Annotated in this window: 28 protein-coding genes; 14 read left to right on the top strand and 14 right to left on the bottom strand. The window is 62.4% G+C overall.

The window, feature by feature from the left end; all coding sequences use genetic code 11:
• Entirely contained in the window at positions 1 to 456 is a 456-nt protein-coding gene (locus tag GNX96_RS16760) for a hypothetical protein (protein WP_163568812.1), read from the top strand.
• 86 nt (positions 457 to 542) lie between these two features.
• Entirely contained in the window at positions 543 to 1,295 is a 753-nt protein-coding gene (locus GNX96_RS16755; protein ID WP_163568811.1) for a hypothetical protein, read from the top strand.
• An 840-nt stretch (positions 1,296 to 2,135) separates the two neighbouring features.
• On the opposite strand, the gene GNX96_RS16750 is transcribed toward GNX96_RS16755, so the two are convergent.
• A complete protein-coding gene (locus GNX96_RS16750) occupies positions 2,136 to 2,339 on the bottom strand; it encodes a hypothetical protein (protein ID WP_163568810.1) in 204 nt (67 codons plus the stop codon).
• A 450-nt stretch (positions 2,340 to 2,789) separates the two neighbouring features.
• On the opposite strand from GNX96_RS16750, the gene GNX96_RS16745 reads away from it, so the two are divergent.
• Positions 2,790 to 4,073 (top strand): BTAD domain-containing putative transcriptional regulator, encoded by a 1,284-nt coding sequence (locus GNX96_RS16745; RefSeq protein WP_313885683.1) that lies wholly within the window; start codon positions 2,790 to 2,792, stop codon positions 4,071 to 4,073.
• Positions 4,058 to 5,848, top strand: a complete 1,791-nt coding sequence (locus tag GNX96_RS16740; protein ID WP_163568808.1) for a tetratricopeptide repeat protein — start codon at positions 4,058 to 4,060, stop codon at positions 5,846 to 5,848. The genes GNX96_RS16745 and GNX96_RS16740 overlap by 16 nt, the downstream gene beginning before the upstream one ends.
• A gap of 20 nt (positions 5,849 to 5,868) precedes the next feature.
• Here GNX96_RS16740 and GNX96_RS16735 read toward each other — a convergent pair whose 3' ends face one another.
• A complete protein-coding gene (locus tag GNX96_RS16735) occupies positions 5,869 to 6,213 on the bottom strand; it encodes a hypothetical protein (protein WP_163568807.1) in 345 nt (114 codons plus the stop codon).
• 724 nt (positions 6,214 to 6,937) lie between these two features.
• On the opposite strand from GNX96_RS16735, the gene GNX96_RS16730 reads away from it, so the two are divergent.
• From GNX96_RS16730 to GNX96_RS52395, 5 genes are all read left to right on the top strand, one after another.
• Positions 6,938 to 7,561 (top strand): hypothetical protein, encoded by a 624-nt coding sequence (locus tag GNX96_RS16730; RefSeq protein ID WP_163568806.1) that lies wholly within the window; start codon positions 6,938 to 6,940, stop codon positions 7,559 to 7,561.
• Positions 7,562 to 8,040: 479 nt separating this feature from the next.
• Entirely contained in the window at positions 8,041 to 8,223 is a 183-nt protein-coding gene (locus GNX96_RS16725; RefSeq protein WP_163568875.1) for an antirestriction protein ArdA, read from the top strand.
• Positions 8,224 to 8,915: 692 nt separating this feature from the next.
• Positions 8,916 to 9,575: a hypothetical protein gene (locus GNX96_RS16720; RefSeq protein WP_163568805.1), complete on the top strand. Its 660-nt coding sequence runs from the start codon at positions 8,916 to 8,918 to the stop codon at positions 9,573 to 9,575.
• 290 nt (positions 9,576 to 9,865) lie between these two features.
• Positions 9,866 to 11,059, top strand: coding sequence for a DUF6119 family protein (locus GNX96_RS16715; RefSeq protein WP_163568804.1), 1,194 nt, complete (start codon positions 9,866 to 9,868; stop codon positions 11,057 to 11,059).
• 94 nt (positions 11,060 to 11,153) lie between these two features.
• The gene (locus GNX96_RS52395; protein WP_279580570.1) at positions 11,154 to 11,366 is read left to right on the top strand and encodes a hypothetical protein; all 213 of its coding nucleotides are present in this window, start codon (positions 11,154 to 11,156) and stop codon (positions 11,364 to 11,366) included.
• Positions 11,367 to 11,441: 75 nt separating this feature from the next.
• Here GNX96_RS52395 and GNX96_RS16710 read toward each other — a convergent pair whose 3' ends face one another.
• Positions 11,442 to 12,041, bottom strand: coding sequence for a hypothetical protein (locus GNX96_RS16710; RefSeq protein WP_163568803.1), 600 nt, complete (start codon positions 12,039 to 12,041; stop codon positions 11,442 to 11,444).
• 1,164 nt (positions 12,042 to 13,205) lie between these two features.
• Positions 13,206 to 13,427 (bottom strand): hypothetical protein, encoded by a 222-nt coding sequence (locus tag GNX96_RS16705; RefSeq protein ID WP_163568802.1) that lies wholly within the window; start codon positions 13,425 to 13,427, stop codon positions 13,206 to 13,208.
• Positions 13,428 to 13,805: 378 nt separating this feature from the next.
• Here GNX96_RS16705 and GNX96_RS16700 point away from each other — a divergent pair, with 378 nt between their 5' ends.
• From GNX96_RS16700 to GNX96_RS16690, 3 genes are all read left to right on the top strand, one after another.
• Positions 13,806 to 14,897 carry a tyrosine-type recombinase/integrase gene (locus tag GNX96_RS16700; RefSeq protein ID WP_279580596.1) on the top strand — a complete coding sequence of 364 codons (1,092 nt, stop codon included), beginning with the start codon at positions 13,806 to 13,808 and terminating at the stop codon, positions 14,895 to 14,897.
• Positions 14,894 to 15,211 carry a helix-turn-helix domain-containing protein gene (locus GNX96_RS16695; RefSeq protein ID WP_163568800.1) on the top strand — a complete coding sequence of 106 codons (318 nt, stop codon included), beginning with the start codon at positions 14,894 to 14,896 and terminating at the stop codon, positions 15,209 to 15,211. The genes GNX96_RS16700 and GNX96_RS16695 overlap by 4 nt, the downstream gene beginning before the upstream one ends.
• A 456-nt stretch (positions 15,212 to 15,667) precedes the next feature.
• On the top strand, positions 15,668 to 15,862 hold the full coding sequence (locus GNX96_RS16690; protein WP_163568799.1) for a hypothetical protein: 195 nt from the start codon (positions 15,668 to 15,670) through the stop codon (positions 15,860 to 15,862).
• A gap of 228 nt (positions 15,863 to 16,090) precedes the next feature.
• Here GNX96_RS16690 and GNX96_RS16685 read toward each other — a convergent pair whose 3' ends face one another.
• The 6 genes from GNX96_RS16685 to GNX96_RS16660 all read right to left on the bottom strand — a co-directional run bounded on the left by GNX96_RS16685 (position 16,091) and on the right by GNX96_RS16660 (position 20,777).
• Entirely contained in the window at positions 16,091 to 16,528 is a 438-nt protein-coding gene (locus GNX96_RS16685; RefSeq protein ID WP_163568798.1) for a hypothetical protein, read from the bottom strand.
• A 96-nt stretch (positions 16,529 to 16,624) separates the two neighbouring features.
• Positions 16,625 to 16,987, bottom strand: a complete 363-nt coding sequence (locus GNX96_RS16680) for a DUF3137 domain-containing protein (RefSeq protein WP_163568797.1) — start codon at positions 16,985 to 16,987, stop codon at positions 16,625 to 16,627.
• Positions 16,988 to 16,991: 4 nt separating this feature from the next.
• Complete coding sequence (locus GNX96_RS16675; RefSeq protein WP_163568796.1) at positions 16,992 to 17,297, bottom strand: hypothetical protein; 306 nt, start codon at positions 17,295 to 17,297, stop codon at positions 16,992 to 16,994.
• A gap of 88 nt (positions 17,298 to 17,385) precedes the next feature.
• Positions 17,386 to 17,463, bottom strand: coding sequence for a DeoR family transcriptional regulator (locus tag GNX96_RS63765; protein WP_390624039.1), 78 nt, complete (start codon positions 17,461 to 17,463; stop codon positions 17,386 to 17,388).
• 87 nt (positions 17,464 to 17,550) lie between these two features.
• The gene (locus GNX96_RS16665; protein ID WP_163568795.1) at positions 17,551 to 19,257 is read right to left on the bottom strand and encodes a hypothetical protein; all 1,707 of its coding nucleotides are present in this window, start codon (positions 19,255 to 19,257) and stop codon (positions 17,551 to 17,553) included.
• The gene (locus tag GNX96_RS16660; protein ID WP_163568794.1) at positions 19,230 to 20,777 is read right to left on the bottom strand and encodes a S8 family serine peptidase; all 1,548 of its coding nucleotides are present in this window, start codon (positions 20,775 to 20,777) and stop codon (positions 19,230 to 19,232) included. The genes GNX96_RS16665 and GNX96_RS16660 overlap by 28 nt, the downstream gene beginning before the upstream one ends.
• A gap of 1,119 nt (positions 20,778 to 21,896) precedes the next feature.
• Here GNX96_RS16660 and GNX96_RS16655 point away from each other — a divergent pair.
• The gene (locus GNX96_RS16655) at positions 21,897 to 22,079 is read left to right on the top strand and encodes a hypothetical protein (protein ID WP_163568793.1); all 183 of its coding nucleotides are present in this window, start codon (positions 21,897 to 21,899) and stop codon (positions 22,077 to 22,079) included.
• A 2-nt stretch (positions 22,080 to 22,081) separates the two neighbouring features.
• The gene (locus tag GNX96_RS16650; protein WP_163568792.1) at positions 22,082 to 23,002 is read left to right on the top strand and encodes a tetratricopeptide repeat protein; all 921 of its coding nucleotides are present in this window, start codon (positions 22,082 to 22,084) and stop codon (positions 23,000 to 23,002) included.
• 81 nt (positions 23,003 to 23,083) lie between these two features.
• Here the strand turns inward: GNX96_RS16650 and GNX96_RS16645 are convergent, their stop codons facing one another.
• The 4 genes from GNX96_RS16645 to GNX96_RS63760 all read right to left on the bottom strand — a co-directional run bounded on the left by GNX96_RS16645 (position 23,084) and on the right by GNX96_RS63760 (position 25,023).
• A complete protein-coding gene (locus GNX96_RS16645) occupies positions 23,084 to 23,488 on the bottom strand; it encodes a hypothetical protein (protein WP_163568791.1) in 405 nt (134 codons plus the stop codon).
• Positions 23,489 to 23,976: 488 nt separating this feature from the next.
• Complete coding sequence (locus GNX96_RS16640) at positions 23,977 to 24,159, bottom strand: hypothetical protein (protein ID WP_163568790.1); 183 nt, start codon at positions 24,157 to 24,159, stop codon at positions 23,977 to 23,979.
• 20 nt (positions 24,160 to 24,179) lie between these two features.
• Entirely contained in the window at positions 24,180 to 24,491 is a 312-nt protein-coding gene (locus GNX96_RS16635) for a hypothetical protein (protein ID WP_279580569.1), read from the bottom strand.
• A gap of 274 nt (positions 24,492 to 24,765) precedes the next feature.
• A complete protein-coding gene (locus GNX96_RS63760; protein WP_390624038.1) occupies positions 24,766 to 25,023 on the bottom strand; it encodes an ArsR/SmtB family transcription factor in 258 nt (85 codons plus the stop codon).
• Positions 25,024 to 26,017 lie beyond the last annotated feature (994 nt).

Below are 26,017 nucleotides of genomic sequence, written 5' to 3'. Positions count from 1 at the left end.
ATGCGCAGGCGAGCTTTCCGCATCATCGGCGCGACACTGGCCACCGACTGCCTCGGCCTGGCCGTCGTCGGTGTCCCGGCGCAGGCCGCGGCGGGTGTCACCCCACATTCCCTCCCGTGGACCGGAAACCGCCCGTCGCCGGACGCATGGACACCAACCGGCACCGTCGATAATAGCGACCTGATCAACGGCAAATGGATGATCACCGGCCGGGCGACGGATCCGAGCACCAGCAACACGATCAAGGTGGTTCTCGCGATCGGCACCAATAAATACCCGTTGGTTGCTTCCCGGGACCGAACGGATGCTCACAACCCTCGCGGATTCGGCGCGAAGGTCCCCGCGGCCGGCATCACCACACCCCAGCCGGCATCGGTGGTCGCGATCAACGTCGGCGCCGGTCACGACTACTTGCTTGGACAGACGGTCGTTTCAGCGTACTCACAGAGGGGCTGACGTTGGGCTTTCTACGGATCCAGAAACATCCGCGCAAGCGGCTCGGCTGCTGGGTGGGCGGGAGCGTCAGAAGTACGGGCTACTCGGTGAGGAAGACCGACAGTTACACGACGTACCCGGTCGCATTCAGTCGCCCAGTTGAAGGCTCCGCGGTTGTCCAGGTGAAGTGCCGCAACTGTGACCATCAGGTCGACGTCTCCGTGTCCTGTGGGACAAAGACGCAGATCATCCAAATCGCCTGGATGGCTCTCGGCATTGCCGGTTTAATCGTCTTCGCCCTAGCTCTCCGAGCGTGTCTGTCGACCGGCTGGGACGCTCCCGGTCTTGTCGTCGCCGGCATACCGGTCGGATTTCTGATCGTTCTCTTCGGACTGGCTTACGCGTTCGGGTACGACGGAATATCGGTGGCAAAAGGAAACAGTCACAAGGTCTTTCCGGAGAAGATCAGGCAGCCCAAACAACACGATCCAGGGCCTCAGCTCACGGGTGCTCGCGCGGTGGTGGGGCTTGTCATGGTCGCCGTTGGAACGCTCGGATTGCCTACCTCGCTCGTGCTCTTCATTGTTGGCTCAATCAGTCAGAACAAGTCGTTGGGACTTGCCGTCGGGGAAACATTCTCGGGTTCGGTGCTGCTGATCGCGGGGGCCATGGTCACCGGCCGGGTCGCGTTCACCGCAGTCATCTCAGCGCTGGTAGCACTCGCCGCGACCATTCCCCTGTTCCTCCTCGGCCCGATTTCGGTCGGCTGGGGAGGGATCCTGGTCGCAGTGCTCCTGTTCGTCTTCGCTCAAGTGGCATCGGCAATATCCCGGCGGCGCCATCGCAGGACCTTAATGTGAGTTGATCTTGTTTAGTTTGCCTATCCAAAACGGAAATAACGATTAGATGTCCGTTTTCGATAGGCAACCTAAACAAGATCAACAACGCAAGGCCGGGTGGGAGTGAGTGAAGGCTCGACTGGGGCACTGGCTGGGCGACTGTCGACGTACGCACGTTCATGCTGGCGTGGGCGGCTGCGACGAAGCCGATGGCGAGCAGGACCCATGCCAGGCCGTCCAGCACCGGGATCGTTACGACTGCGGCAAAAAGCGGGTGCAGGGGTTGCGAGATTGCGAGGGCAACCGCGGCCCCCGACCGGGATGACCCTCCACACGGCGATGCCCAGCAGGATTCCGTCGAGGATGTGACCGACGAGGAAGACCGCCAACGCGACGGTGGTCGCCGGGGTGCGCGGCCATCCCATCAAGTAGCTTGGCGGTGCTTGATCCCGGGACTCCGCTGGTGGTCGCGGCCGGGAGTGTAGTCGCTCGCGACGACCGACGCGAACAGGCTCGCGAAACCCAGCCACGCGACAACTGCCGCTATGGTCCCGAAAACCGCGTCCATTTCGAGTAGTTTTTAAGGACCAGCAAGGGGGACGCTCGGAAGTGGCACGAAAGAGCCGTTTGGATATCGAACGACGTATTCAGCACCAGATGATGTGTACGCGGTGATCACAATAAGGCCCTGCTCATTGAGCTCGACACGGACAATGTCTGAGTAGGAGGGGCTGAAGGCGGGTCGATGACCTGCATATCGCCGGGGAGATGCACCTGGCCAAAACGGTCCGCCGGCATCTAGATCGTGCCGGCGGACCATCGTGATGGTAGGGCGTGCGCGTTCAGTTGCAGCGAGAAAATTCAAAGATTCTTTGTGCTGAACTTGGTGTCTTTGCCAGCATCGACGTTCAGTGCTGTCGCCCAGACATGAGCGGCACCGCTGGATGGCACGGTGAGAATCGCATGGAAGCCGTGCTTGGTCCCATAGGCGAGGAATCCAGCGAGATCGGGTCGGTTGACATTGGCGTCGACTCGGTAGACCTTCGCGCCGACGGTGATCCGCACCGCGATCGGATCCGCGGTGTTCGGGTCGATCGTCCAGCCCTTTACTTCGACCTGCCTGCCGTGGTTGATCAGCTGGGCCGATTCGAAGTGTCCGACGGGGTCATTTCCGCAAATCGGGTTGTGGGTGCCTCCATCGCCCGGGATGCCTTGGTGGTCGGTCGGGTTACCGGGAACCGGGTAGCACGGGTCGTCGGCGGCCGCGCTGGTGACGCGCTCGCCCAGACGCCACCTGCAAGCACGAGGCCTGACAGTCCGGCGGCCAGAGCGAGCTGTGCGAACCTTCGCATCTTCATGAGCGTCCCTATTTCCTTCGTCACTGATCAGTGACGAATGCTAGATCCAGTTGTCAACGAGACGGGCGCAACGGCATAGCATGACGCAGTCAGACGAAAAAAATGCCGGTCGCTGACTTGTATTGCTTATGCTTGTGCCGCGTACGGGGGTGAGTCCGTGTCTGTCGTGCCCACGGGGGAGGCTCTCCGCGCTGCGCGGCAGGCTGCAGGGCTGACGCAGGCGATGTTGGCGCAGCGTTGCGGCGTGAGCGTACGTACCATCCGAGATCTCGAACGCGGCCGGGTGGGCTCCCCACAGGTGGACACGAGTCGCCGGCTGCTGGCCGCGCTCGGGATGACAGCGGACTCGAGACGAGTAAGGGTCACGATTCTGGGGTCGTTCGGCGTCCAGCGGGCCGGTGCCGCCGTGCCGCTGGTATCGGCGAGGCAGCGCACCCTGCTGGCGTATCTTGCCCTTCATGCCGGCCACCCGGTCTCCAGCGACCGGCTCCTGGAGGCGGTCTGGCCGGAACATAGCCCGGCGGTCGACCAGTTGCACCAACAGGTTTCCAGATTGCGGCAGATGCTGCGGGGCCAACAGGATGTTCGGCTCGAGCGTGTCCCGACCGGTTACCAGCTGGCTGCGCCAGATGGCGCGGTCGACCTGCTTGACTTTCGGGCACGGGTGCGCGAAGCGCGAAGAAGCGACTGGGCATATGAGGAGTGGGCTGCCGCCATCGCAGTAGCAGCGGGCCCACCGCTGGCTGATTTTCCAGGATTGCGCGTCGATCCGGCGGTTCAAGCGGTATCGCGCGAGATCGCCGCTGCGGTGATCGAGTTCGCGACCGCGGCACGGGCGGCCGGTCGAGCCGGAGAGGCTGTGGAGCCTCTGCTGACCATCGTCCACGAGGATCCGCTGAACGAGAACCTGTGTGCCGCGGTGATCCGTACGCTCGCCGCGGCCGGTCGCCACGCCACCGCAGTGGACCTTTACGGCAGGGTCCGACACGACCTCGCCGAGGAACTCGGTATTGATCCGAGCCCGGATCTGCAACGCAGCTACCACGAGGTGCTCAACGCTGGGACTGATGTGGCGGACGGTTCGGCGGTACACGACCCGGCGCTGATGCGGCCAGCGCAACTCCCCGCTGATCTCGCCGACTTTGTTGGCAGAGACTCCGAGCTGCGGCGAATTCGCGAACATCTGCTGGAGAATTCCAGCACCGCACCAGCGATTGTGGTGATCAGCGCGGCAGGCGGATTCGGCAAGACCGCACTGGCCGTGCATGCGGCGCAAGCGATCCGGGACCATTTCCCGGACGGCCAACTGTTTGTCACCCTGAGGGGAGCCTCCGGAGATCCGGTAGAGGCGGCGGACGCGCTTGGCTCGTTGCTGTCTTCGTTGGCTGTCCGCGAGATTCCGGTCAATGCGCAGGATCGGGCGCGGTGTTCTGCACGCTGACCAGCGGTCGGAAGATGCTGCTGGTGCTCGACGATGCCACCGACGCCGACCAGGTTCGGGCGCTGCTGCCGGGTAACGCCGGCTGCGCCGTACTGGTCTCCAGCCGCCGGACGCTCGCCGAGTTGGCCGGCGCCGAGCGGGTGGTCCTGCCGCCGCTCGCCGCGGCCGAGGCGATCGACCTGTTGGCGCGGATCGCGGGTTCCGCGCGGATCGCGGTCGAGCCAGCGGCCGCGGCGTTGCTCGCGGAGACCTGCGCCGGATTGCCGCTGGCCGTACGGGTTGCCGGCGGACGGGTCGCCAGCCGGCCCGCGTGGCCGTTGGCCATCTTCGCCGACCGGCTTGCGAACTCCACTCGGCGATTGGACGAGCTGCGGCTCGGCAACCTCGCTGTCCGCGCATCCTTGCAACTGAGTTACGAAACCTTGCCGGCCGTGCAGTCCTGGGCGTTCCGAATGATCGGCCAGTGGCCGAGCAGTGAGCTGCCAGCCGATTTCGCTGCTGCGTTGCTCAGCCGCAGCGCCGCCGAGGTTGATGAGGTGCTTGATCCGCTGGTTGACCTGCATCTGTTGGAGAGCCCCACACCAGATATGTTCCACATTCACGATCTGCTGCACCTGTACGCGCGAGAACTCAGTGACCGTACCGAAACCGACGCCGAGCGGGAATCGGTAGCGGTTCGGATGATGACATTCGCCGGAAGTACGAGCCAGCACGCGCTTGCCGTGATGGTGCCGCGCCGCGTTCCCGACCGGCCGCAGGACGTCGTCCACAGCCCATTGCGGCTGACCTTCACGGACTCCTCCGCGGCGCGTGCCTGGCTCGACCGCATGTCCAGCAGCCTTTTCCAGCTGATCCGGCAGATTCCACTCACCTCCGGTGTTGTCGAGCCGGGCGCCCATCTCGCGCTGCTGCTCGGGCGATACTGCCACCTGCGCGGCGACTGGCTTGGATTCGAACGGTCGGCGCGACGCGCGCTCGAACTCGCTGAGTCCATCGGTGACGGGCGACTTGCCGCCCGCGCCTGCATCAGCCTCGCGCTCTGCCTGGATGGTCTGTACCGGTCGGCCGAGGCGCAGCCGCTGCATGAGCGCGCCCTGGACTTCTTCCGCAAAACCTCTGACCAACTGAACGAGCTGCGGGTGTTGGTCAACATCGGAAGCTCGTACGGCCGTCGCAGACGTAACGCCGAAGCCGCGGGCTTCTATCAGGAAGCCTTGACGGTGGCTACCGCGCTCGGAGAGCAGGAAATCCAGATTATTGCCTTGATTAACAGTGGCGAGTCGCTTAACGGTCTTGACCGCCCCGTTGAGGCGCGAGCGTACGCGCGTCGAGCCGTGAACCTGTGCGACAAGGTTGGCGACCAGGGTGCGAAGGCCATCGCCCTGGGCACTCTCGGCGAGAGCCTGACTGCGCTCGACGACCGGCCGGCCGCGCTGGTCGCCCCAAACGAGTCCCTCCGACTGGCCGAACGAACCGGTGATCGCAAATGTGTGGCCGAAAGCGCACTTCGGCTCGCCGCGTTCTACCGGTTGGGCTGCGACGACGCCGCTGCCGTCAACTGGGCACAACAGGCGCTGCGAACCTACGACGACGACGAGAGCCGGTACGGCCGGGCCCGGGTGCTGATGGAGCTTGGCCAGATCCGGGCTGCCGCGGGCGATCACTCCAAGGCGGATCTCACCTGGCGTGCCGCCGCTGACATCTTCAGTGCTTTGGGCGCGCCGGAGGCCGATGTAGTCGCCGACCTGCTGGCCACCGTCTCCGGGCGCCGATAGCAGGTCGCCGACGCGGTGCATCAGGTCGTCGCGCACTCGGTGCGGGGAACGCGGATGATCGCGCTGGTTCGCAGCCAGTACTGCGGAGATGCGGCCCGCTGGACGTACTCGACACCGTCGACGGTGTCATACCGGCCGGGTTTGGGCACGTAGAACGTCTGGTTCGCCGAGTACACGCCCTTGACGACCGGCGGGTAGGTGGCAAGCGAGAAGTAGTGGGCGACAGTGTCGCGAGGCTTGTACAGGCAATACTCGGTCTGGGCAGTCGTGGCATTGGCTGGAGCGCTGAGCACCGACGTGACCGCAGCCGCGGCCATCATTGACGCTGCGACCGTCGCGACCCGGCGCTGTGCAAGAGTAAGCATCGAAGACCTCGTTCCGCTGAGCGGGTAAATTGGACAAGGCCATCTTCGCGAGCGTGCCTTGCAAGCGGCTTGCCTGCTGAACCACCTCTGCTCGTCGGCTGCCACTGACCTTTGAACAGCGAAAATGCCACTTCTACTCAGGGGTTCACCAGACCTTCGAGAGGCAGAACAAGCGGCAGAAGCGCGCCGATGCCCTCGCTACGGGATGCCCTATCGCGCTAATGCTGACACCGCAAACCGCGAGTGGTCTGACCAGCGCGCGGACTCGGCCTCCTTGATTAGTACGCCACGCCACGGCGGCCGCCGCTCGACCGGCCAACATAATCTGAGCGGCTCCAGCGACACCGCCGCGAGTACGACAACTAGGCAACGTAGAGCCAGAGACCGACGGTCCCAGCAGAAATCTAACCTTTGACCAACCTGACGGCAGCCTAACTTCACGCGCGACATTCACCGCGAGCCCGAGACGCCGGGTCGGCTGCGGAACTGCCGTCGGCACCTGCCGCTGAACTGCCGCCAAGGACATTGGTTGGTTAGTGTTCGTGCAGCTCTAGCCTGTACTAGCGGGCATTCATGGGTAGTCAGCCGGATGCAAGTGGCGACAACTCGCCGTGCTGGATCGTAGGAGTCGGCCAGGCCAAGACCATTCGGACCAGTTCACATCCGCAACCCCCATCCAACCGCCCCGCGAATTATCTGCAGGCGATGTCACAGAAGGAAAACGATGAAACCTCAGACCAAAAGGCTGCTGATCGGCGGAACCGCCATTCCAGCTTTGGCCGCGGCATTTTTCGCGACCAACTTCGGATCCGCCGCCGACGCCTCGCAGACAGCCGCCGCGTCGTCAAATGTCATTGTCAGCGCTCCCATGCACTACGCCGCGGCGGTACGCGTCGCCGGCCCGGTCAGCGATACGGGAACGGTGCCTGTCCTTTTGGACGACGGCAGCACTGTCTCCGTACCACAGGACGAGGTCAACCTGGTGTTGCACCCGCGCACGACTGTGCGAACAGTACAGCCAGACAATACGGTGTACGGAAACTGCGGCTCATCCAACATCTACCTTCATGAGAAGAAAAACGGCCACCCCGCGAACTTCACTACCGGATTTACCGTCAAGGTCACTGCGGTCTCGTACGCCTGGCACGTCCACGCGTCAGGACCCCACTACAGTCACGACCAAACCTGGAGTGGAGGGCTTGCTTTCCGGAAGAGCTGGAAAACTGAGCATGACAGTAAGGACGACCTCGGCCGCGGTAACTACACTGCCGCGGCCAATGGCTCGGCAATCCTGTCCAACGGTAAAGTTTGTGTCAGCGGCACCCCAACGTCGGACCGGTATCTCTAGGATCAAGGTGCAATAGTCCGCTGGTGGGACAGACCTGTGGTGGCCAGGCAACCCTGCCACCACAGGTCTTCCAACAACAGGGCCATATAGCGGCAGTCTGCCCAAGATTGGAGACGGGAGTAGATCCGTTATTCGGGAACATGGATGCAAACGCTGCTTTCATCTAGCGGACGAGGGCGGATCGTGGATACGACGAGCTTCCTCAGCAAGGGAGTACGCTGCCAGGCGTGGCACCTGCCCGCACGGAGTGATCAGTTACGGTCGGCGGCGGGACGCCCCTGTCTGGTGATGGTGTCTGGTTTGCTCTACGTCGGTTTTCGCCCGAAGCTCCAGGCGGCTTGATCGTCTATCGCACTATGCACGAAGACTGGCAGGCATGGGAGTTTCACTCCGACGAAGGCCTTGCCGATTATTGTCAGCAGCTGAACGCAGAGTAAGACGCCTACCAGGAAGCTGTCGCCGCAGGAAGCGGCCCACAGATCTGGCTAGGTAGCCTGGCCGATTACAACGACGGCGAACTGCACGGCGCCTGGTTAGACGCCACGGCCGACGTTGACACCCTGAACGACGCAGCCCAGTACATCCTGCGTAACAGCCACCAACCCGGCGGCGCCGAGAATCGATACCTCCTTGGGCTAGCCGGAGTTTCCGGCCTTTCTTGATCAACATCGACGTTTCCGCTGTTCAGCAGACACGCGTCATGACCGTTGGTGTATTACCCACCTGCTTGGTCGTCGCCTCAACTGTACTTGCAGGTCACTAGGCACGGGACCGGCGATGTCCGGCTCGGGGCCCTACCCTAGGGGACTCCTAGTTCCACGTGTTGTGGGTAATACGCTCGCGGTGGCTAAAACCCAACGCTCACAGCAAAATCCAGAAGGTCAGCGACGAAGGCCGGAAACTCAGGCTAGATAGCGTAGTTCTGGCTCGACGGTCGTTGTGATCTGTTGGTGTCGCCGCTTTGGAAGGTGGGGGTACGAATTATTGCGCTTGACGCTTGACCGATGCTAAGAGTTGTTCGACGCTACAAGCGCTATGCCAGTACGATCTGATCCAATCTTCGGCCCAATGGGCGGGACAGTTGGCTTCGCGATTTGGCGAGACGCAGGCGAGCACTTCTTGTCGCTGATTGCACTCGACTACGGTGTTTACTGGTACGCCTCGAAATCGGATTTCGATGCGGCACTGAACCTTCACGATGGATAGCTACGAGCCGTTGGCCGGTCTAAAGGATTCCCAGGTCTATCTGGTTCTCATCGCAAGCTGGGCTGATGCGATGAGAACCAGCTCAGTAAGTAGGTTTGCGGCTAGGACCGGTAAACACCTGCACCAATCATAGCAATGAGGACTTGTCATGAACTGCGCGGCGACGGAAGATGCAGCCATGCCTACCGAGACTCTCGTGGCCATCATTGGTGTTGTCGGCGTGGCCGTCGGTGCCTTGCTGACCCACTTCACCGGCATGCGCCAGAAGAACATCGATGTTGCCCTGGCCGTGGAGATGGCATCCAAACAGGTCTACGGGCAGATGGCGGCTGAGCGGGACCGTCAACGCCAGCAGAAGATCGAAGAAGCCTATGGCCACCTCAACGAGTGGCTATACGAACTGGAAGAACAGCTCGTCCACGTCTGGTTCGGGATGACGGATGGCGCTGCGCCAGCGACACTCACGCGCGCACAACACATCATCGATCAGTGGCCATGGGAAAGCCTGCGACCGCCACGCAAGTCGGCGGCGACCCAGTTCTACTGGAGTCCGGCTGTTTGGGATTTGTTGAGGAAATTCGATGGTGCGTCGAGCGAGTTCTATACCAATGCGAACATTGGGCTGAAGTTCAATGCTGGCAAGATGGAAGGCGACGACACGGCCGTTCAACAGTATCGGAGCATTGTCTGGCCAACTCGGCGTCAACTGCTGCGAATCATCAAGGATATCCGCGAGCAGGTGCGAGAAGAAATGCTGGACTATTGGTCGGCGCCACTGAAGCGCTCGATCTGGCCGCCCGTGCCTTGACGAACCGCTGTGCAATCGGTCGGAAGGGACGTGACGGTACGGGGAGCGGCCATGTACAGCACAGAGTCCTAATCACCTCTGTGACCCCCGATGGGCCTGAGGCCGGTTGTCAATGAGTGCCCGGGGCTCAGTAAAAATTGAAGGATGTTGTCAGTCGAGCCAGCCGTCCGGCCACAAGGTGACTGAACGTCTAGCCAACACACTGTGATTGCCTCCTGACGGGGTGCACACTTCACTTTACGACCCTAACGGTCGAGTGTCTTGGGTGAGATGAGTGGAGGCGCACCACGATGAAACTGAACCTTTTCAGAATTCCGGAAGCCGCCGTGAAGCCGCTCAAGAAGAAGCTTCTAGACGGCGGTATGGTCGTCACTAAGCGAGAGTCCCAAGCTGGCTGGCGCGGTGCCTTCTACTATTCGGCCGGCGTGGCGCGCAGGGTGAGCTGGGCCGAGACATTTTTCGATTACCTTGAGGGCCAGCAGTTGCCTTTGAACCGGAACGCGTTCGCGGCGTTCATCTTCACCAGGAAAGACGACTGCTTTGCGCTGAGTTTCGGTAAGACGCATTTCTTTATCCGCCCGTACTGCGACTACGACTTCGGCATCGAACTCGCCAAACGAATAGCGGACGAGAACGACAACCGGCAGACAGCGTCGCGCCGATACCAGACTCGCCGCAAAAAGGACATCAAGAGCTATGCAATAGACACGCCGTTGGACGTGGAAAGCGGCGAGGCCGTCGAGTACCTCCAGATGGGTATCGCTACTTCAAAGCGCGAACGCTTTGGGGTGGCTGGCAAGTTCGGTACGTCAGCGTTACTCCAACCCGACATCGAGACTGGCGACATCGGCAAGCTCTTATCCGACATGGTTGGCGTGCTCGCCGAGCCGGAGCAGTTTGCGCTGCCGCGGACGACCACCATCAAAGATGAAGATGAAATCGCGCGCTTCGATGAGCTGCTGCTGGATGAGCTGACAAGTGATGCGGCGACCTCCGAGCTTACCCACAACTCCTATGACCTCTACGGCGTGGACTTCATCTTCAACGAAGATGGAAAATTTGTCTTGAGCTGTCGGGGCGGTGGCCCACGAACCACGTATGACCATCTGACGATTCAGGACCTCCGTACCTACATTCAGGTCCACGAAATCACCCGCAACGCCATTCTGAATATACGGATTCGCCATGAGCCCGACGATGCTACGCCATACACCAAGCCACTCAAAGAGTCCATCGACTTCATTGCTGATGACGAGCAGGTTCTCCTTACTGGCGGCCAGTGGACGAAGTTCAATCAGGACTACTTGACGTTCCTGGACGAAAGCATTGCCGCCATCGATATGGAGCCCGTCGAATCTAAATTCGCCAAGATAGTTGGCGGTGAGCCAGAGTTCAACATCTCGGCCGCAGTTAAGAGCGCCGGTTACGCGGTCGCCGACAAGGATTTCTCGATATTCAAGACTCGATCGAGCACGCCAGTTTGAGGCCTGGGACCTCAGTCGAAATGGCTGTGTCTATGCCGTCAAGTTCGGCACCCCACAAAAACTCGGCTACGTCTGCGACCAGGCGCTCAACGTCTTGGAGCTGATCCGCAACCGCGCCAACGTCACAGATATTCCAGAGTTTACGAGCTACTGCCTCTGGTTTGGCTACGAAGCGAAGAAGCCATTGACAGACATCCGTACCAGCGGCTCGATCATCTTGAAGCAGAAGATTGACAACTGGGCACGGAAAGCCCGGGATTTGAGTATCCGGCCCGTCATTAAGCTAAGTCACCGGGCAAAAACGTAAACTCGCTCCTCGTGCGTGGAGAGCGGCTCGACGGGGCCGCGATCTAAATGGTATTCATGCGGCCGCGGCTACCTCTCAGGGCCTGCGGGCGGCATCGCGCCAGCGCTTTTGCTCCTCCTCATCATCTTTGATGACCGCGTAGAAGTCGGCACGCAGCTCATGAGAGGCCGCGCGGTCATCGACGAGATGGGCGAGGACCTCATCGACAGTGACGGTGAGCAGCTGGCCGGTCCAGCCAAGGTAAACACCGAGGCGGTCCAGCTTGTACCGGTCGTCAACGTCTCTGAACAGGTAGAAGAGCACCTGGTCGAGCCACATCTTTGCATGGCTCTCCTCGGTGTGCCTGGTGACCTTGACATCGATCAGTGTGCTGCCGGCAACCAGATCGGCGCGCCGGCCTGTTGGCGACAGAACGACGTCGGCGTACACCGGATTGCCTAACCGGGCCCAGGCAGCCCAGCCCAGCTCGCAGTATTGCTTCCAGGCGATGGTGAGTCCGCTGATCACCGGGCCTGCAGTAGTCCGCACTCCGGTCGTCTCCAGAAGCTGGGCGATTTGCGTATTCGTCAGCGTCGGAGAGCGATCTTGGAACTCGTACGCCCAGTCAAGGAGGAAGGCGCTCTCGAAGCAGGAGTGATCTAGCGGCGGCGGGTTGTTTCGTACGCGGACGGTCATGCCGCCAGTCAGCGAATCGGGCGTCTGCTGTGGCAGGCGATTGGTAGCCCAGAGCGAACAAGAGATGCTCGACCTCGGCCGCCGGCAGACACGCCAGAGCCGAGGTATAACACGGCTGACTTGTCAGATCGAGGGCTAGCAGTCGTTCGAAGGACCGGCCGATGCGATCATACGAGCTGCTGACTTGGCTCACGTTGTCCGTCAGTGGCACGGTCGAGGCCTGCTGGGACCAGCCGCGGGCGATGGCTGCCCGGGTCGGCAACCTAGAGTCGAGAAACGTCTCCGCTGCAACAGGCAAGTCCATGCCCAGATCATCGCAGGCCGGTCTGCGCGAACACGTTGAGCACGAGCCGACGATGGGTGGCACGGAAGATGTCATCCAGCTGAGCCCGCATCGCTGCCTGTCTGTCAGTCACGTTTGCTCCGTCGCGTTGGTCCCTGGGCCGCTTGATTTGTCTCATCGAACGATCAGTGGCCCGCCGGTCATTCAAGATGACCACTGGGCCGCCAACTCGGTTACAAAAGAGGGATCATCCCCTTCGAAGCACCTCTCCACGGTCGCTGAAATCGTACGCAAGCTCATCCAGGCAGGGCGCAATTGTCACGTTGCTCTCCAAGCGGCCCGATCCCCCGACGACCTTACGAAATCAACCACTTAGCCAGCGAGTGTCGCATTTGACGCGTGCCGGATTTACGGTCAGCGCATGAGTCTAGGCATCGCCGCGCTCCTCACCGCAGGAGTGCTGAGCGGCGAAGAGACTCCCGCCGATCAGCCCGCGGACCGGATCCTGGATGCCGTGATTGCGGAGGTGGCCGCCGGCCGCATGGCCGGCACACCTGTCGTGGCGTTGCTGGACCGAGCAAGGGTTGAGGGACCGCGACACAGAGCGGAGTATCACCGACCGATCTCATCCGAGACTCCCAGAAGAAGGACCGGTGTCGGCGCGAAGCGCTCACGGGAGTTGGTAGCTCTGGTACGTGCTGAAATGCTGGTCGGAGATGACCTGGCCACGCCGCCTCGAGAGTTAACCGTGGACCTCACGGAAACCGCTATCGTGACGCAGCTGAAAAGGCGGAGCGAACCACCCGCCCCCACGGGTCACCAACGGCCAGCGTCAACAGACCGCCGCAAGAAGAAATGCGTCTCTGCACGGAGCCGACGACTCAGCCGCGTGACGACGTAGAACGAGCTGCCTCGCGCAGCGCTGCCTTCGCGGTCGTGCGGTTCCCGTTCGTGGACCACCAATCGTGCTGCATCAACGGCATCACCCGATCCGACTCATCCCTGCGAACCTTGGCCATCTCCTCCGACAGCGCAGGCGAGACCTCAGCGCGGCCCTCGACGATGTCGGCCGCCGATGGCAATCGACTCAGCACGTATCGCACCCGGGCCTCCGCCGCGTCCCGTCGTCGCTGCAGACCGCCCAATTCCTCAGGAAACTCAAACCCGACGCTCACACCGTCCCCTAGTACACACGTTCGACGCCCAGGATCATGAGCCGGCTGCGCAGCAAAGTCAAACGATGACTGACCGATAAAGCGAGCGAAGTTGCATCTGATACAACACTGAACTTCCGTCTAGCGCCTCACCAGCGTATGTCCAGGTCGAGGCCGCCTTCGTTGCGCTCCGCCTAAGTCGCCTCGCCTCTATCGCTATCACATGTTCAGGAAGGGGGAGACGCCCCGAGTTGGCCGATGCCTCGATGTTGTGTTTAATGCAACATTATGGAAGCTGATTCCGGTTTGGTGGGTGTTGCGCGGCTGGTGCTCGCCGGCGGCGTCTCGTTTCTTGATCCGCAGGAATCGGTATTCGAGGCGATGCTGGAGGGGTGGGAGCGCCAGCAGCGCGTGCGGTTTCTGAAGGCGGAGACGATTCGTGCTCGCGTGATGGTGGTGCGGCGGCTCGCGGAGGTTTCGAATCAGTATCCGTGGCAGTGGTCCTCGGGCGAGGTCGAGGCGTTTTTCGACCATGCGCGGTCAGGTGTACGGCCGATCGCTATGTCCACCGCTCGCGGTTATGAGTGTGGTCTGCGTCAGTTCTTGGAGTACGTGACCGATGCGCGTTATGGGTGGCCATCAGAGTGCATGAGCCGTTTTGGCGAGGCGCCGCAAATAGTGCTTCATGAATTCAATAGTGTGCGGCATGTCAGCGACTATGAAGGCCGGCCTGGGCGTCGCCCTTTGACGTACGAGGAAGTTCAGGCACTTTTTGATGCCGCTGACGGTCTGGTTGAGCAAATCCGTGCACGTAGCCGGAAAGGCGGTGTGGCCGCCTATCGGGACGCGGCCGTGTTGAAGACGGTCTATGCGTTCGGGCTCAGGAGACGAGAGGCGTGGGGTCTGGATCTGGTTGATCTTCGGCATAATCCGAGGTTGAAACAGTTCGGTCGCTGCGGCGCTGTGTTTGTGCGTTGGGGGGGTAAGGCTTCGAAGGGTAGTCCTCCGAAGCGGCGTACGGTTCTGTTGGTGCCAGAGATGATGGACTGGGTGATCGATCCGTTGGAGCGGTGGTTGACGGGTGGCCGCGCGATGTTCGATCCGGCGCAGAACCCCGCGTTGTTCGTGACCGAGCGGCGTGGGCGGATGTCGTTGCGTGGGATCAACGATGCTTTCACCGCCGCCCGTGACGCCGCCGGCCTTGACCAGGATCTCGATCTACACTGCCTGCGGCATTCGTATATCACGCATCTCGTCGAGTTTGGATATCCTGCCAGGTTTGTTCAGGAACAGGTGGGGCACGTTTACGCGAGCACGACTGCTCTCTACACGGGTGTCTCGGATGAATACCGCAATCGGTTGCTGGAAAATGCTGTGAAGGCGTCTCTGCCGGGCGCGTGGGGCGAGGAGACGTTGTGACAAAGAAGATGGGTTTCGATTGGCATCTGCGGTTACGGATGGCTGAGCGCGGCATGTTTCAGACCTCGGATCTGGTCTCGCCATTGGCAGAACGGGGTATCTCGCTGTCTCGCGAACAGGTCTATCGATTAGTGACCTCGCCGCCGCAGCGCATGTCGATGGATGTTTTCGCGGCCCTTTGCGACATTCTGGACTGCCAGCCTAATGACTTGATCGAAATCAAACAAACGAACGAACCGGTGCGCAAGACCGTGGGTGAGCGGGCCGCGCCCCCGGTGCGCCGGAGCACCATTCGCCGGCCGGACCTGACGTGACCCAGCCACAAGAACCACTATCGGGCGTGCAGCTGCGTATCGTGGCAGCATTGCAGCGGTTGATCCCCGATCGCAGCGAGGACTCGTTGCTTCTCCTGCTAGACATGGCAGAGTTCGCTCACGCGCTTGGCGCGAACTCGACACATTCCTCTCAGCGCACAACGACGCCCTCGCACGGCCACGTACGGCGGTGCCGCGGGCGTACGTGCGACTTGCGCACCTTCTCCGCGATGCCGGCCATCCTGTCGCGCTGCCGTATTGTGCCGCCTGCCGCGCGTCAGTGCCGACGCTGACCTATTCGGCAGCTGATGGCCGTCGCTGCAACCGGTGTGGAACACCGAAGGGGTCATGCGACTGGTGCGGAAAAGCTCGCACCATCAGTCGTCCGACCGCCGACGGCCGGCTGTGCGGCACCTGCGCCGGACATAGGCGAGAGCCTCGAGATCGCTGCTCCCGGTGCAGCCAGATCCGCCCGGTTCGTCGACGGACCGCCGATGGTTCCCCACTCTGCTCGGCGCCAGCCTGTGCACCCCCACCACGCTCCCGAGGACTTGCTCCCACGTGCTCGGCATGCGGGAAACGCACCCGATGCCCGCCGAATGCCAGCTCGGGCCAACAACTGTGCTGGACCTGCCGACCTCGTCCTACTGAGATCTGCGCATCTTGCGGGCGGCAGCGAAAAGTGTCGGTCCGGTGGCCGCTGGGGCCAGTATGCGAGGGATGCCGAGTGCGGGTACTGCGCAACGCTACACACTGCGCGCGATGCGTTCGAGTCCTGCCGTGTATCGGCCGCGCACCTGACGGGCGACAACTGTGTGGACCATGCGTCGGGGTGCCGGAGATATTCGCCTGCAAGAAATGTGGGACCACAGGCCAAAACTATGACGCATCAATCTGCAACACCTGTGCCAGCCGCAACTCTTGGTGTACGGCCGCGTCCAGCGGATGGTGATCGGCGGGCAGCGGCGCTGCCGCAACCAACCCGGGTAGCACCCGTCCAAGAGGGAGCGGTAGACCGGAAAGCAGGCGGCCGTTTCGCTTCAGCGGCCATTCCCGCGCTGGCGGCAGCGGCCGCGGACCGAGTTTGACGACTCCCGCGGTGTAAAGCATGGCTACCGACGCCAGGATCGCAGCTTTGGGACCACCACGGAGGTAAGCCGCGTGGTACGCCGGCACGGTGAACTCGTACCGGCTCGCGCGGACGACCCGGATCCATCGTACGACCTGCCAGATGATCATTGCAGCGATCACCGCGGCGGTCATCCACAGGTTGAACAGCAGCACGCTCGGGGCGAGCCGGTCGAGATACGTGGTCAACGAACCCGCAGTCGGGCCTTTCCGCAGTTAACCCCGTGGCTATTGCCTAACGACAATCCGGCAACGAGACAGTCCCTGGCTTCAACGCTGCGCTGTTCAGGCATCTGGTCGGGGTTCGATGAATGAGGGGGCGGCGCGTGTACAGAGCAGGCGTACCGCCGACATCAGTAAATCCTTGCCGTCGATCTGCGTCATCTGGCTGTCTGCGAGCTGCATCTCACCCCATTTGTAGTCAAACGCACTGACCCCTGCTCGGTAGAGTGCGACTCGCAGTTCGGCATCCAGGACTGCAGGTACGTCGCCTGGCGACAGAGCAAAAACCTCAAAATAGTCGTCGAACACCGGATCTTCGGTGCGTACGCGTACTAGATCGGGCCGCGGATCGTAAGGTGGTTTGAGCGCAGCCTTTCGTGCGCGGACGACGATATAGTGTGGGGATTTTTTCGGCTTTCCGAACAAGACCTCAAACCAGCCGAAAAGATGGTTGGCCGTCTATGTCAGGCCCATGCACAACCCGAAGCGTGACATCGACACCGCCGAAAGAACCATGAGACGCGTGGGTGCGAGGGTCGCAGAATAGTCCCCACCGGGCCAAAAAATCCGCTGTGTCCTCTTCGTGCCTGCGCTCGAACCAGTAGCCGCCGACAACACAGAATACAAGGAACACTATGCTGCAGACCAAAACGCTAACCACGGTCAGCCATTGCAGCAGGTCGGAGAACCAGGCCGGCGCGTTGGCAAGATCCAGCCACCAGTTGATTTCCTGCATGGACCGACCATACGATCGGCCCGATAGGAAATGGACGGTATGCCTGACCATCTGCCCGTTCGGCAAGCTATCAAAGGCCGCCCGGCCTTCAAGGGGTCGCACCGCCGGGTACGCGCTGCAGGAGCCCCTGCTCCTGCAGCGCGTCCAGGTCGCGGCGGACGGTCATCCGAGATGCCGAGCCGGTCCGCCAGCTCTGTCAACGAAATCCGGCCGGCGCGATTCTCGTAGGATCGAAGAATGCGTGTCCCGTGCATTAGTGGATCGCGTACGCGCGGATGATGGTCTGGGTCACGCTGGTGCCGCCGGTGTCGGTGGCGGTTGCTCGCAGTGACACGAAACCGCTGGACGGGTTGGCGACGGTGACGTTCCACCTGTTGTAGCCGGTCGGGATGGCGGGCGTCTTCTGCCAGGTTGTGCCGTCATCGGTGGAATATTCGAGAGTTGGATTCACGACAGGCAGGTTCGGGACCCCGATCTGCCGGTCGACGTAGACCGGAATGGTGTAGCGGCCGGCGGCCGCGCCTTGACTGGCGTCCAGTTTCGCGCCGTACCGCAATGCGTAGAGCGGCAGCGGTACGCCGGCGACGTTGGTTGTCGGCTGCGACCGGAAAGTCCACGACGCGGAGACGTTCGTCGACATCGGGCCGAAAGGCCGGTTGACCGCTACCGCCAAGCGGTATTTCGCCGCCGTGGCGGGTGCCTCGTACTCCAGGTTCGGGATAAACGGGTATTGGTCCTCGGCGACCTTGATGCCTTCGCGATAAAGAATGATGCGACCGGCACTGCCGTCGCCGAAGGCGTAACCGCTGTGTGCTGGATCCGAGTCGGAAAAGATCCAGGGCACCAACACGATCCGGTCGGGATACTGGGCGCTGCGGGTCGCCGGAACGTAGGAGGCCGCGCGGAAGGACGGTCCATAGATGCCCTTGTTCCATACCTCGCTGTACGTGTGTCCGCTCAGGAACCGCCGGGGCTGAGAGTTCTGACTGGAGACAGCGTACGACTTTCCTGGTTCGGTGAGGCGTGTACCGACGACCCACCAGCCGGCATGTGGCGAAAAATAGTCGTCGCTGCCGGCGGCGAGCGGGTGCTCGGTGCCGAATCCGTTCCATCTGGCTGGCATTCCAGGCGCGAACTGGACGTCCGCGCTGTGGTAAAGGATGGCGTCGCTGTCGACCCCGATGTGTTTCCCGGTGAGCTTGGCAAAGCTCGACTTCGAGGCGGTGACCACCGCGCCGTCGGGTGCTTTCCCGAACGTCGGTACGGCGATGTGGTAAAAGTCGCTCACCTCCGCTGGTGGCGCCGCGGCGGCGGACGAGTCACAGTCCGCCGCGACCATGCCGCGGTACGCGGACGGTGCGCTCGCCGGGCCGATGTTGCCGAGATACAGCGACTCCGAGCCGTTGAGAAGGTAGATCTCGTCGTCGAAGCGGCCGGCCACCTGGTAGTGGTAGCTCGGGAGTTGGCAGGAGAAACCCGGGTCCTGGACGGAGAACTTCACCGGCGCCGCCTTACGGGCGTCGACGGTCAAGGAGATGTCGCGGTCGACCATCACCGACGGCGCGTGCAGGTCGGCAGTCCGGGGCAGGTCCGGTGTGGACAGGTCGACGACGCCCTGGACCGAATAGTGGCCCTTGGGAAGCCGTACGACCACGGTGCCGCTTCCGGTCATGTCCTGCGGCACGTTGGGAACCATGCCGCTGGTGTAGTTGATGATGAGGTCCACGTACTCCAGGCCAGCCGGGTTGCCGTCGATGCCCACGCCGTGCACGGTGACGTTGTAGCTTTCCTGTTCCCGTACGATCTCGAACGGCGTGGAGACGGACTGGCCGCCGGCGGTCGCGACAACTTTCCGCGCATACTGGCCATCCGGCCCGGCAACGCGGGTCTTCGCGGTCAACGTGAGATCCGCCTGGCCGCCGGCCGGAATTGTCAGTGACGAGCCCGAAAGTGTGAACATTCCCGTTGGCGCGGTCTTCCCGCCCGGGCGCGGTCGCGGCGAGCGTGGCCCTGACCGTCAGCACCGAAGAACCGTAGTTGCGGTAGGTGAGTTTCTTCGCGACCGGTTGGTCGTCGCGATGGGGCCACTGCTGTACGGGCATGGAAACGCTCGGTGTTCCAACGAAAACCTGCTGATAGGCCCTCTCCACGTCGACCCGACCGGTGCCGGTCTGGAAAACCCCGGTCTGGCCGCCCGGGGTGCCGGCGATCGGTTTCGCCGAATTCATCAGCGCGGTCTTGATGTTCCTGCCCGGTCCAGGTCGGGTGCTCGCTGGCAAGGATCGCCGCCGCGCCAGCCACATGCGGTGCCGCCATCGACGTGCCGCTCATGCTGACGTACGCCGGGTTCGGGCTCGGCTCGCCGTCGGTGCCGTTCTTCGCCTTGGCGGCCACGATGTCCACGCCCGGCGCGGAAATGTCCGGCTTGAGCGCGCCGTCGCCGAACCGCGGACCGTAGTTGGAGAAGGTTGCGTACCTGCCCTGTTTGGACACGGCGGCGACAGTGAGCGCCGCGTCGGCGCTGCCCGGCGAGCTGACCAGTGGTGAGCCGGGCGGATGGTTTCCGGCCGCGACCACGAATAGTGCGCCGGTACGCGCCGAGAGGTCATTGACCGCGGACTCGAGCGGGCTGTCGCCGGGAGCGTCGTCGCCGCCGAGGCTCAGGTTGACGACCTTGGCGTGCGCGGTGTCCACGGCCCATGCCATGCCGGCGAGAATCGCCGATTCCTCGCAGCCATCGCCGTCGCAGACCTTTCCGACGGCCAGGGTGACGCCCGGTGCGACGCCTTTGTATTTGCCGCCCGAGGCCGCGCCGGATCCGGTGATGATCGACGACACGTGCGTACCGTGACCGGCATTGTCGTCGGTGTCAGGATCGGCGGTGAAGTTCTGGGCCGCGCCGATCTTCCCAGCGAAATCGGGATGGGTCGCGTCGATGCCGCTGTCCAGGACGGCAACGGTCACGCCCTTCCCGGTGTAGCCCGCCGCCCATGCCTGCGGCGCACCGATCTGCGGCACGCTCTGGTCGAGGGTGAGCCGCATCCGGCCGTCCAGCCAGACCCGGGCGATACCGGGCGCGGCGGTACGCGCGGAGGGTTTCGCGCTCGACCCAGCGGTCACGCTGGACCAGAAGGACGTAGCCTGCGTTTTGGTCTCACGGACGGCCGACATATTCAGCGCGCTGATGTCGCGGCTGACCTTGGCTGCCGACAGCCGCGGGCGAATTTCTTTTGTGTACTGGACAATCAACGGCAGGTCAGCCCGGTGCTCGTCGTCATAACCGTGGGCGACCAGCGCGGTGACGTTGAACAGCCGCGGGTCGAGTGTGCCCGACGCCACCAGCCCGGCGGCGTCGAGCGGGATCACGGACATCTCATCGGCGGCGTCTTTGTGTGCCGTGAACGCGATGTTCTTGACACCGGGCCGGGCCTGCGTACGGATCTGCCCATTGGCCAACAGGATGACCCTGTCGCCCGTCACCAGCGTCACGGTCGTACCGACCGGCAATGGCCCGGGTCCTGCGGCGCGTCCGGCAACCGGCGCGACCAGCCCGCCGGCGACGGTCGCCGTGTGACAGCTATGGCGGCGATTATCCCGCGCCGGCCAGATCTCTGGTCCCTCATCCCATCAGCTCCCCGTATAGGCAACAGACCGGAGTTTCCGGCGCCTACCGCAATACAGTGACTGAGCGGAACCGGTAAAAAGTTGACAAAGTCATCAAGAACGCCCGAAACCTGCCCGATCAGGGTCATCGGCGGGACTTTTCGGCACTCCGCACGGGCAGCCGGGCCGCCGGAAGGCGCCGGCTTGACGGCCGGGACCATGGTCGCCTCGCGTTTCTAGCGACAGCCTTCTGACCTCCGTTCGCCGGCGGGCGGGCAGATGCGGGCCGATCGCGACCGGTGGTGATGATGCTGGGCGGAGCGATGACCGCACTCGGAGGTGTCGGTCACCTGCTCGCCCCCCGATCTGGGCACGTTGTTGCTGCCCGGCTCGTGTTACCTGCAGGTGAAGCTGCCTTGTTTTCTGGTGCTCTGCCATGGGTTTTGACGGGTACCAAGGCCTGAGCCCGGAGGCAGGGGCCGCCGGCTGGCTTGGACGATCGATGTAGGCCGGGCCTGCCCGGCGGGCCGGTGGTCGCGACCGCGCTCGGCCAGGCGTACCTCGTGCGGTGGGTTGTCGTCGGACTCTCCTGCTTGGCGATAGCGGCGAGTTGCCACGACCCGGCAGGCGGTCTCCGGCGGTCGGTTGGTGCCGACCCGGCAGTGGCACGATCTGGTGCCGGCCGGCGTGGCAATGCCTGGACTGGCCATTGCTCGCGCTGACCACAGCCAGGCAAGGCGACCTGAAGACGTAGGCCAGTCAGGTCGGGCCCTCGTCGCAGCCAAGGTGGGCAACTGCTATGCGCCTAGGCACCCAGGCTAGTACCGGTGGGCATGAGGAAATTCGCCGATCGGGCGGATCCCTCACGCCGCCACGAGTCGCGTCTACGAGGCGCACGGGACCGTCGGCAAGGTCTACGTGCTCCTACCTATACCCGCTATCTCAGGTGGTGGCTGATCCTTGCGATACCGGAATCAACTCATAGAGGTGGGACGCATGAACGAGCACGAGATCACCGAGATCGACGGCGACTGGGAATGGCTCATCGGCGACGATGAGAAGCACAACCACAACCAGACTGAGATCTCCGCGACCGGCGACTGGGAGTGGTTGCTGGGCGACGAGGAGAAGACCAACCACAATCAGAGTGACCTGACTGCCGAGAACGCGCCCGAGTAGCTATGGACGGGCTGGGCGTGGCCAGGATCTGGAATGCGCAGGCGCGGAGGCTGCACGCCGAGGGACGGACGGCCGAAGCCCTCGAACCGGCCCGGGCCGCGCTCGCTCTCGTACAGCGAGTCCGCGGCGCACGGCACGGGGACACCACGAACGTACGCCTCGGGCTGAGCATTATCTGCGAGCGCCTTTCGCTTTACGACGAGGCCGAGGAACAGGCGGAGCGCTCGGTCACGGCCACGGACCATGACGATGCGCCCGTACGGTTGCGGGCGCATGCCCTAAGCAGATTGGCCGCGCTTTCCAGGATTCGCGGACGCCTCGCGCACGCCGAAATTCTCTACCAACACGCGATGGCGCTATCCACGGCGGACGACACCGATCGCGTGTCACTGCTGACCGGTCTTGGCGTCGTTTACAAGGCCACCAAAGAATACGACGCGGCGGAGCGGCTCTACCGGAAAGCGATGGGAATGACCAATCCCCACGGCGCTGCCGCCGCGTCGCTGTGGCACAACCTTGGCGGGCTGGATCACGCGCGCGGCCGATATGCGGCCGGCGAGCCGGCAGCGCGCAGATCGGTACGGATCCGGTCGCGCCTGCTCGGCGTCAAGCATCCGACGGTGGCCGCCGATAAGGCCGCCCTTGCGTCTTTGCTGGTTGGGCAAGGGAAATTTGACGAGGCGGAGGATCTTTACCTTACTGCACTGCTGATCTTCTCCGACGCGTACGGCATGGACAACTACGAGATGGCCGTCACGCACAACGACCTCGGCGCCCTCGCGGCCGCCCGCGGCAACCCGGAACTCGCGCGCCGTCACTACACTCAGGCAATCGCCATCAAGACAAAGATCCTCGGCGCCAATCATCGAGAAGTCGCTCTTACTCAGCGCAATAACCGCCTGCTAGACGGCGGCTCAGAATGACCTGAGCCAAATGGCTGCAACTGCCCTAAGTCGCATGGCAAAGGATCACCCGGTGACGCAGGCACTCCCATCGATGGGCTATTACGGACGAAACAAGCCCAGTAGGAAGATGACGAATCCGATCGGGATGAGAAGCAGGAACAGGACACTGCCGCTCACGAAATGGACAGTCGCTGTCCGGAAGTCTTGGTAGCCAGTAGGAACCCCGTAGTCCACAATGTAATGGACGCTCACCGCATCGCCGCTCTGGTAATACCGCTCGCGGTCGGGATCAGCGAGAGGGACATCAGTGACCGAGACGCCGCCAGCGCCGGTGAACGTACCTCTGCATTGCTGGACCGATCCACTCTTTCCCACCGATACCGACCGACAGGAGGAGATCGTCAAGGTGCCGTCGGCGCCGGAGTGCCCGAAGTATCCCGGTACCTGCTGGATTATGAAGCCGGTCGGGATAATCCCCATCACAAGGAACCACAACCCGGCCACGACCCGAATCCAACTTCTGCGCCGCGATAACGGTGGCGGCGGCACGTGGATCCCGTTGATCGGGTCGGCATTGAACACGACCCGATGGTGGCATTCGAGCCGGTGGTTCCAAACGGCCCAAAGGGCCGACTTTCAGGCCCCTGATCGACCTTGCGCAGCAGGACGAGCGGGCAGGAAGCAACGATGACAGCTCCACCGGCGATGACGGCGGGGCCGGGTCGCGTTTGCGTCCAGTCCTTTGCCGTGCGGGAATGGTGATGTCCAGCTCGACGACCCACGTCTTGACGTAAGCCTCGTCCAGGCGATAGACCTCGGAAAAGGCAGCGTGATGTGCCCGATCCGGAGACGTAATTTACGTACTACTCCTGATTTCGGTGGCACCCGGCAGTCCCGGAAGGTGGACGGCAACGAGTCCATCCCGAGAGGCAACAAAGCCCACATGACAATAGAAGCAAAGCGTGCGTGCGCTCACGGTCGGCGCGCCTTGTCTACGTTGTGGTTGGGTGCCTGTCGAGGTATTCCTGGATTGATTCGCCGGTTTCCCGGATTTCCGGGTCAGGGCTTGCGAGAGCACGCTGGCTGAGGGCGGCCATCAACGTCCTCGCGTCGAGGATGACCAGCAGTGAGTACGCGCAGTTGTACTCGAACTCAGTGACGTCGTCGGCGTCCAACTCGGACCAGATCAGCTCGCTTAACCGTCCTTCATCAACCAGGCCGCGCCTTCGGGCCCGGCGCAGCACCCAGTGCTGTGGGAGATGGCCAACGGAAACAACTGGTCGAGCAGGGCGGGCACCTCGTCCGGAAAGGTGGTGAGAAACTCCAACCCGGCGCTGCGCTGCAAGCCATCGGAAGAGGTCAAAGCCTGCTTCAGCCACTCAGCGCGCCCTGGCGCGTGTAACACCTCGGCACGAGCACGGGCGAGCACCTGCACCGCTTGGACATACTCCGCCCACCGGCTCACTGAGCCCTCCCCGAGCACGCCCATTGCCAGACCCCAGCACATCGTGACCCTAATGCTTCCTGACCTAGCCGGAGCCAACCGACCAACAGATCAGACTCCGGCTCCAGGTGCGACCTGGAGAATCCGCTCGTCAGCAGAAGAGTGCGTTCGCTGAGCCAGAGCGACGAACTCTGCAACATCGAATACGTACGCTCCACCAGTAGAGCGAGCGAAGTTGCCTGTCGATTGGTCGCGTCACCTGCGGATTGAGTTGAGGTAGAAGTTCGATGGCGGGTGATGTTGTGTCTCGTGGGCTGGCCGCGAGTATGTGTGGCGTCTAAAGGCGGCTATCGAGGAGTCGTCGTCCCAGAGGTGTGACGATGTGGAGGACATTTTGGGCGTGGCGAGTGCTGGTGAGTAGTCCGCTGTTTCGCATGATTTTAACGTGTTCGCTTACTGTCGCGGCGGATACGCCGATCGTTTTAGCGAGACGGCCTGTAGTGGCGCCACGACAAGAGTGAATGGCTCGGAGGATGAGTGCCCGCGTCGATCCTAGGAGCGCGGCCAATAGGTGTTCGTCAGTCTCCGTGCTCATATTTTGGGTAATGGTCGGCCGCGCTGGGTACACGACTACCGGCGGTAGTTCCGGGTCGGTCATGGCGACTAATGTGCGTCGACAAAAATACGAGGGGACTAGGATCAGGCCGCGACCGCTCAAGAATACTTCTTTCTCATGCGGGACAGAGATATGTAAGACAGGCGGTCGCCATTGGAATATCGGTCGTAGGTTCGAGAGCGCGGCGTCTAGGCCGCCGTTGAGGAGGTCTCGTATACGAATAGCTATGTCCTGCTCGACTCGTGCGGCGATGTGATGAGCGTAAGGAGCCATCAATGTCTCATGATATACGGTCAGCGCCTGCCCCAATTGCCGGAGAGCGAGCTGGTCGCTACTTGATATCGATGGCGTAAATCGCGACAGGTTGCACCGGTCGTGTAGCAGCGACATATCGCGGTAGAACCGCGAAGGTCCGGCGGACACGACTCTGCGGATCCGTGCTTTGACGTCGACCTCGCCGGGCGCGGGGGTGAGAAAGGCTGAAAAATATTGATGTGGCGGGTTCAGGCTGGCCACAGTCTCGATTGCTTGCCTCACTTCGTCTTTTTTTTTGCGCGGCGCGATCAACATGCCGAAGCCATTTGGTAAAAGCAGGATCGCCCTGTCTCCGTAACACCTGACTGCTTAACGCAATCTCCCAGAGCAGATCTGGTTGGTCTATGAAATGTGTGCGGGCGAAATCGGCTGCCTCGAAGTGGATTCTGAGCATAACGCGTTCCCCCCATGCGTTGATCAGATGCGGATGTATCCCAGCCAGCCCGGCGATCGGTCCGCTGTAGGCGGGCCGTCACCGAGACGCGTGCCGTCGGTCGCTCTCGAATCCTTGCTATTTGTCTGCGCGAGCAACTTCCGTAGCCAACTGGATAGACTATTGGACCTAGTCTTATGGTGGTGCGATAGCTGCGAATTGAATCGATGGTGTACCGACCCGAACGTTGGTCCAGGTGGGGTGCTGCCCGTCTATATTGACGTA

Source organism: Fodinicola feengrottensis (assembly GCF_010993775.1).
Taxonomy (GTDB): Bacteria; Actinomycetota; Actinomycetes; order Mycobacteriales; family HKI-0501; genus Fodinicola; species Fodinicola feengrottensis.
This window is presented reverse-complemented; position numbering and strand designations above follow the sequence as displayed.

Coding starts and splice junctions, on each gene's coding strand:
- GNX96_RS16760 (WP_163568812.1), top strand. CDS start 1: ATGCGCAGGCGAGCTTTCCGCATCATCGGCGCGACACTGGCCACCGAC.
- GNX96_RS16735 (WP_163568807.1), bottom strand. CDS start 6,213: ATGCTTACTCTTGCACAGCGCCGGGTCGCGACGGTCGCAGCGTCAATG.
- GNX96_RS16730 (WP_163568806.1), top strand. CDS start 6,938: ATGAAACCTCAGACCAAAAGGCTGCTGATCGGCGGAACCGCCATTCCA.
- GNX96_RS16720 (WP_163568805.1), top strand. CDS start 8,916: ATGAACTGCGCGGCGACGGAAGATGCAGCCATGCCTACCGAGACTCTC.
- GNX96_RS16715 (WP_163568804.1), top strand. CDS start 9,866: ATGAAACTGAACCTTTTCAGAATTCCGGAAGCCGCCGTGAAGCCGCTC.
- GNX96_RS16710 (WP_163568803.1), bottom strand. CDS start 12,041: ATGACCGTCCGCGTACGAAACAACCCGCCGCCGCTAGATCACTCCTGC.
- GNX96_RS16675 (WP_163568796.1), bottom strand. CDS start 17,297: ATGCAGGAAATCAACTGGTGGCTGGATCTTGCCAACGCGCCGGCCTGG.
- GNX96_RS63765 (WP_390624039.1), bottom strand. CDS start 17,463: ATGACCGTCCGCCGCGACCTGGACGCGCTGCAGGAGCAGGGGCTCCTG.
- GNX96_RS16665 (WP_163568795.1), bottom strand. CDS start 19,257: ATGTTCACACTTTCGGGCTCGTCACTGACAATTCCGGCCGGCGGCCAG.
- GNX96_RS16655 (WP_163568793.1), top strand. CDS start 21,897: ATGAACGAGCACGAGATCACCGAGATCGACGGCGACTGGGAATGGCTC.
- GNX96_RS16650 (WP_163568792.1), top strand. CDS start 22,082: ATGGACGGGCTGGGCGTGGCCAGGATCTGGAATGCGCAGGCGCGGAGG.
- GNX96_RS16635 (WP_279580569.1), bottom strand. CDS start 24,491: ATGTGCTGGGGTCTGGCAATGGGCGTGCTCGGGGAGGGCTCAGTGAGC.
- GNX96_RS63760 (WP_390624038.1), bottom strand. CDS start 25,023: ATGAGCACGGAGACTGACGAACACCTATTGGCCGCGCTCCTAGGATCG.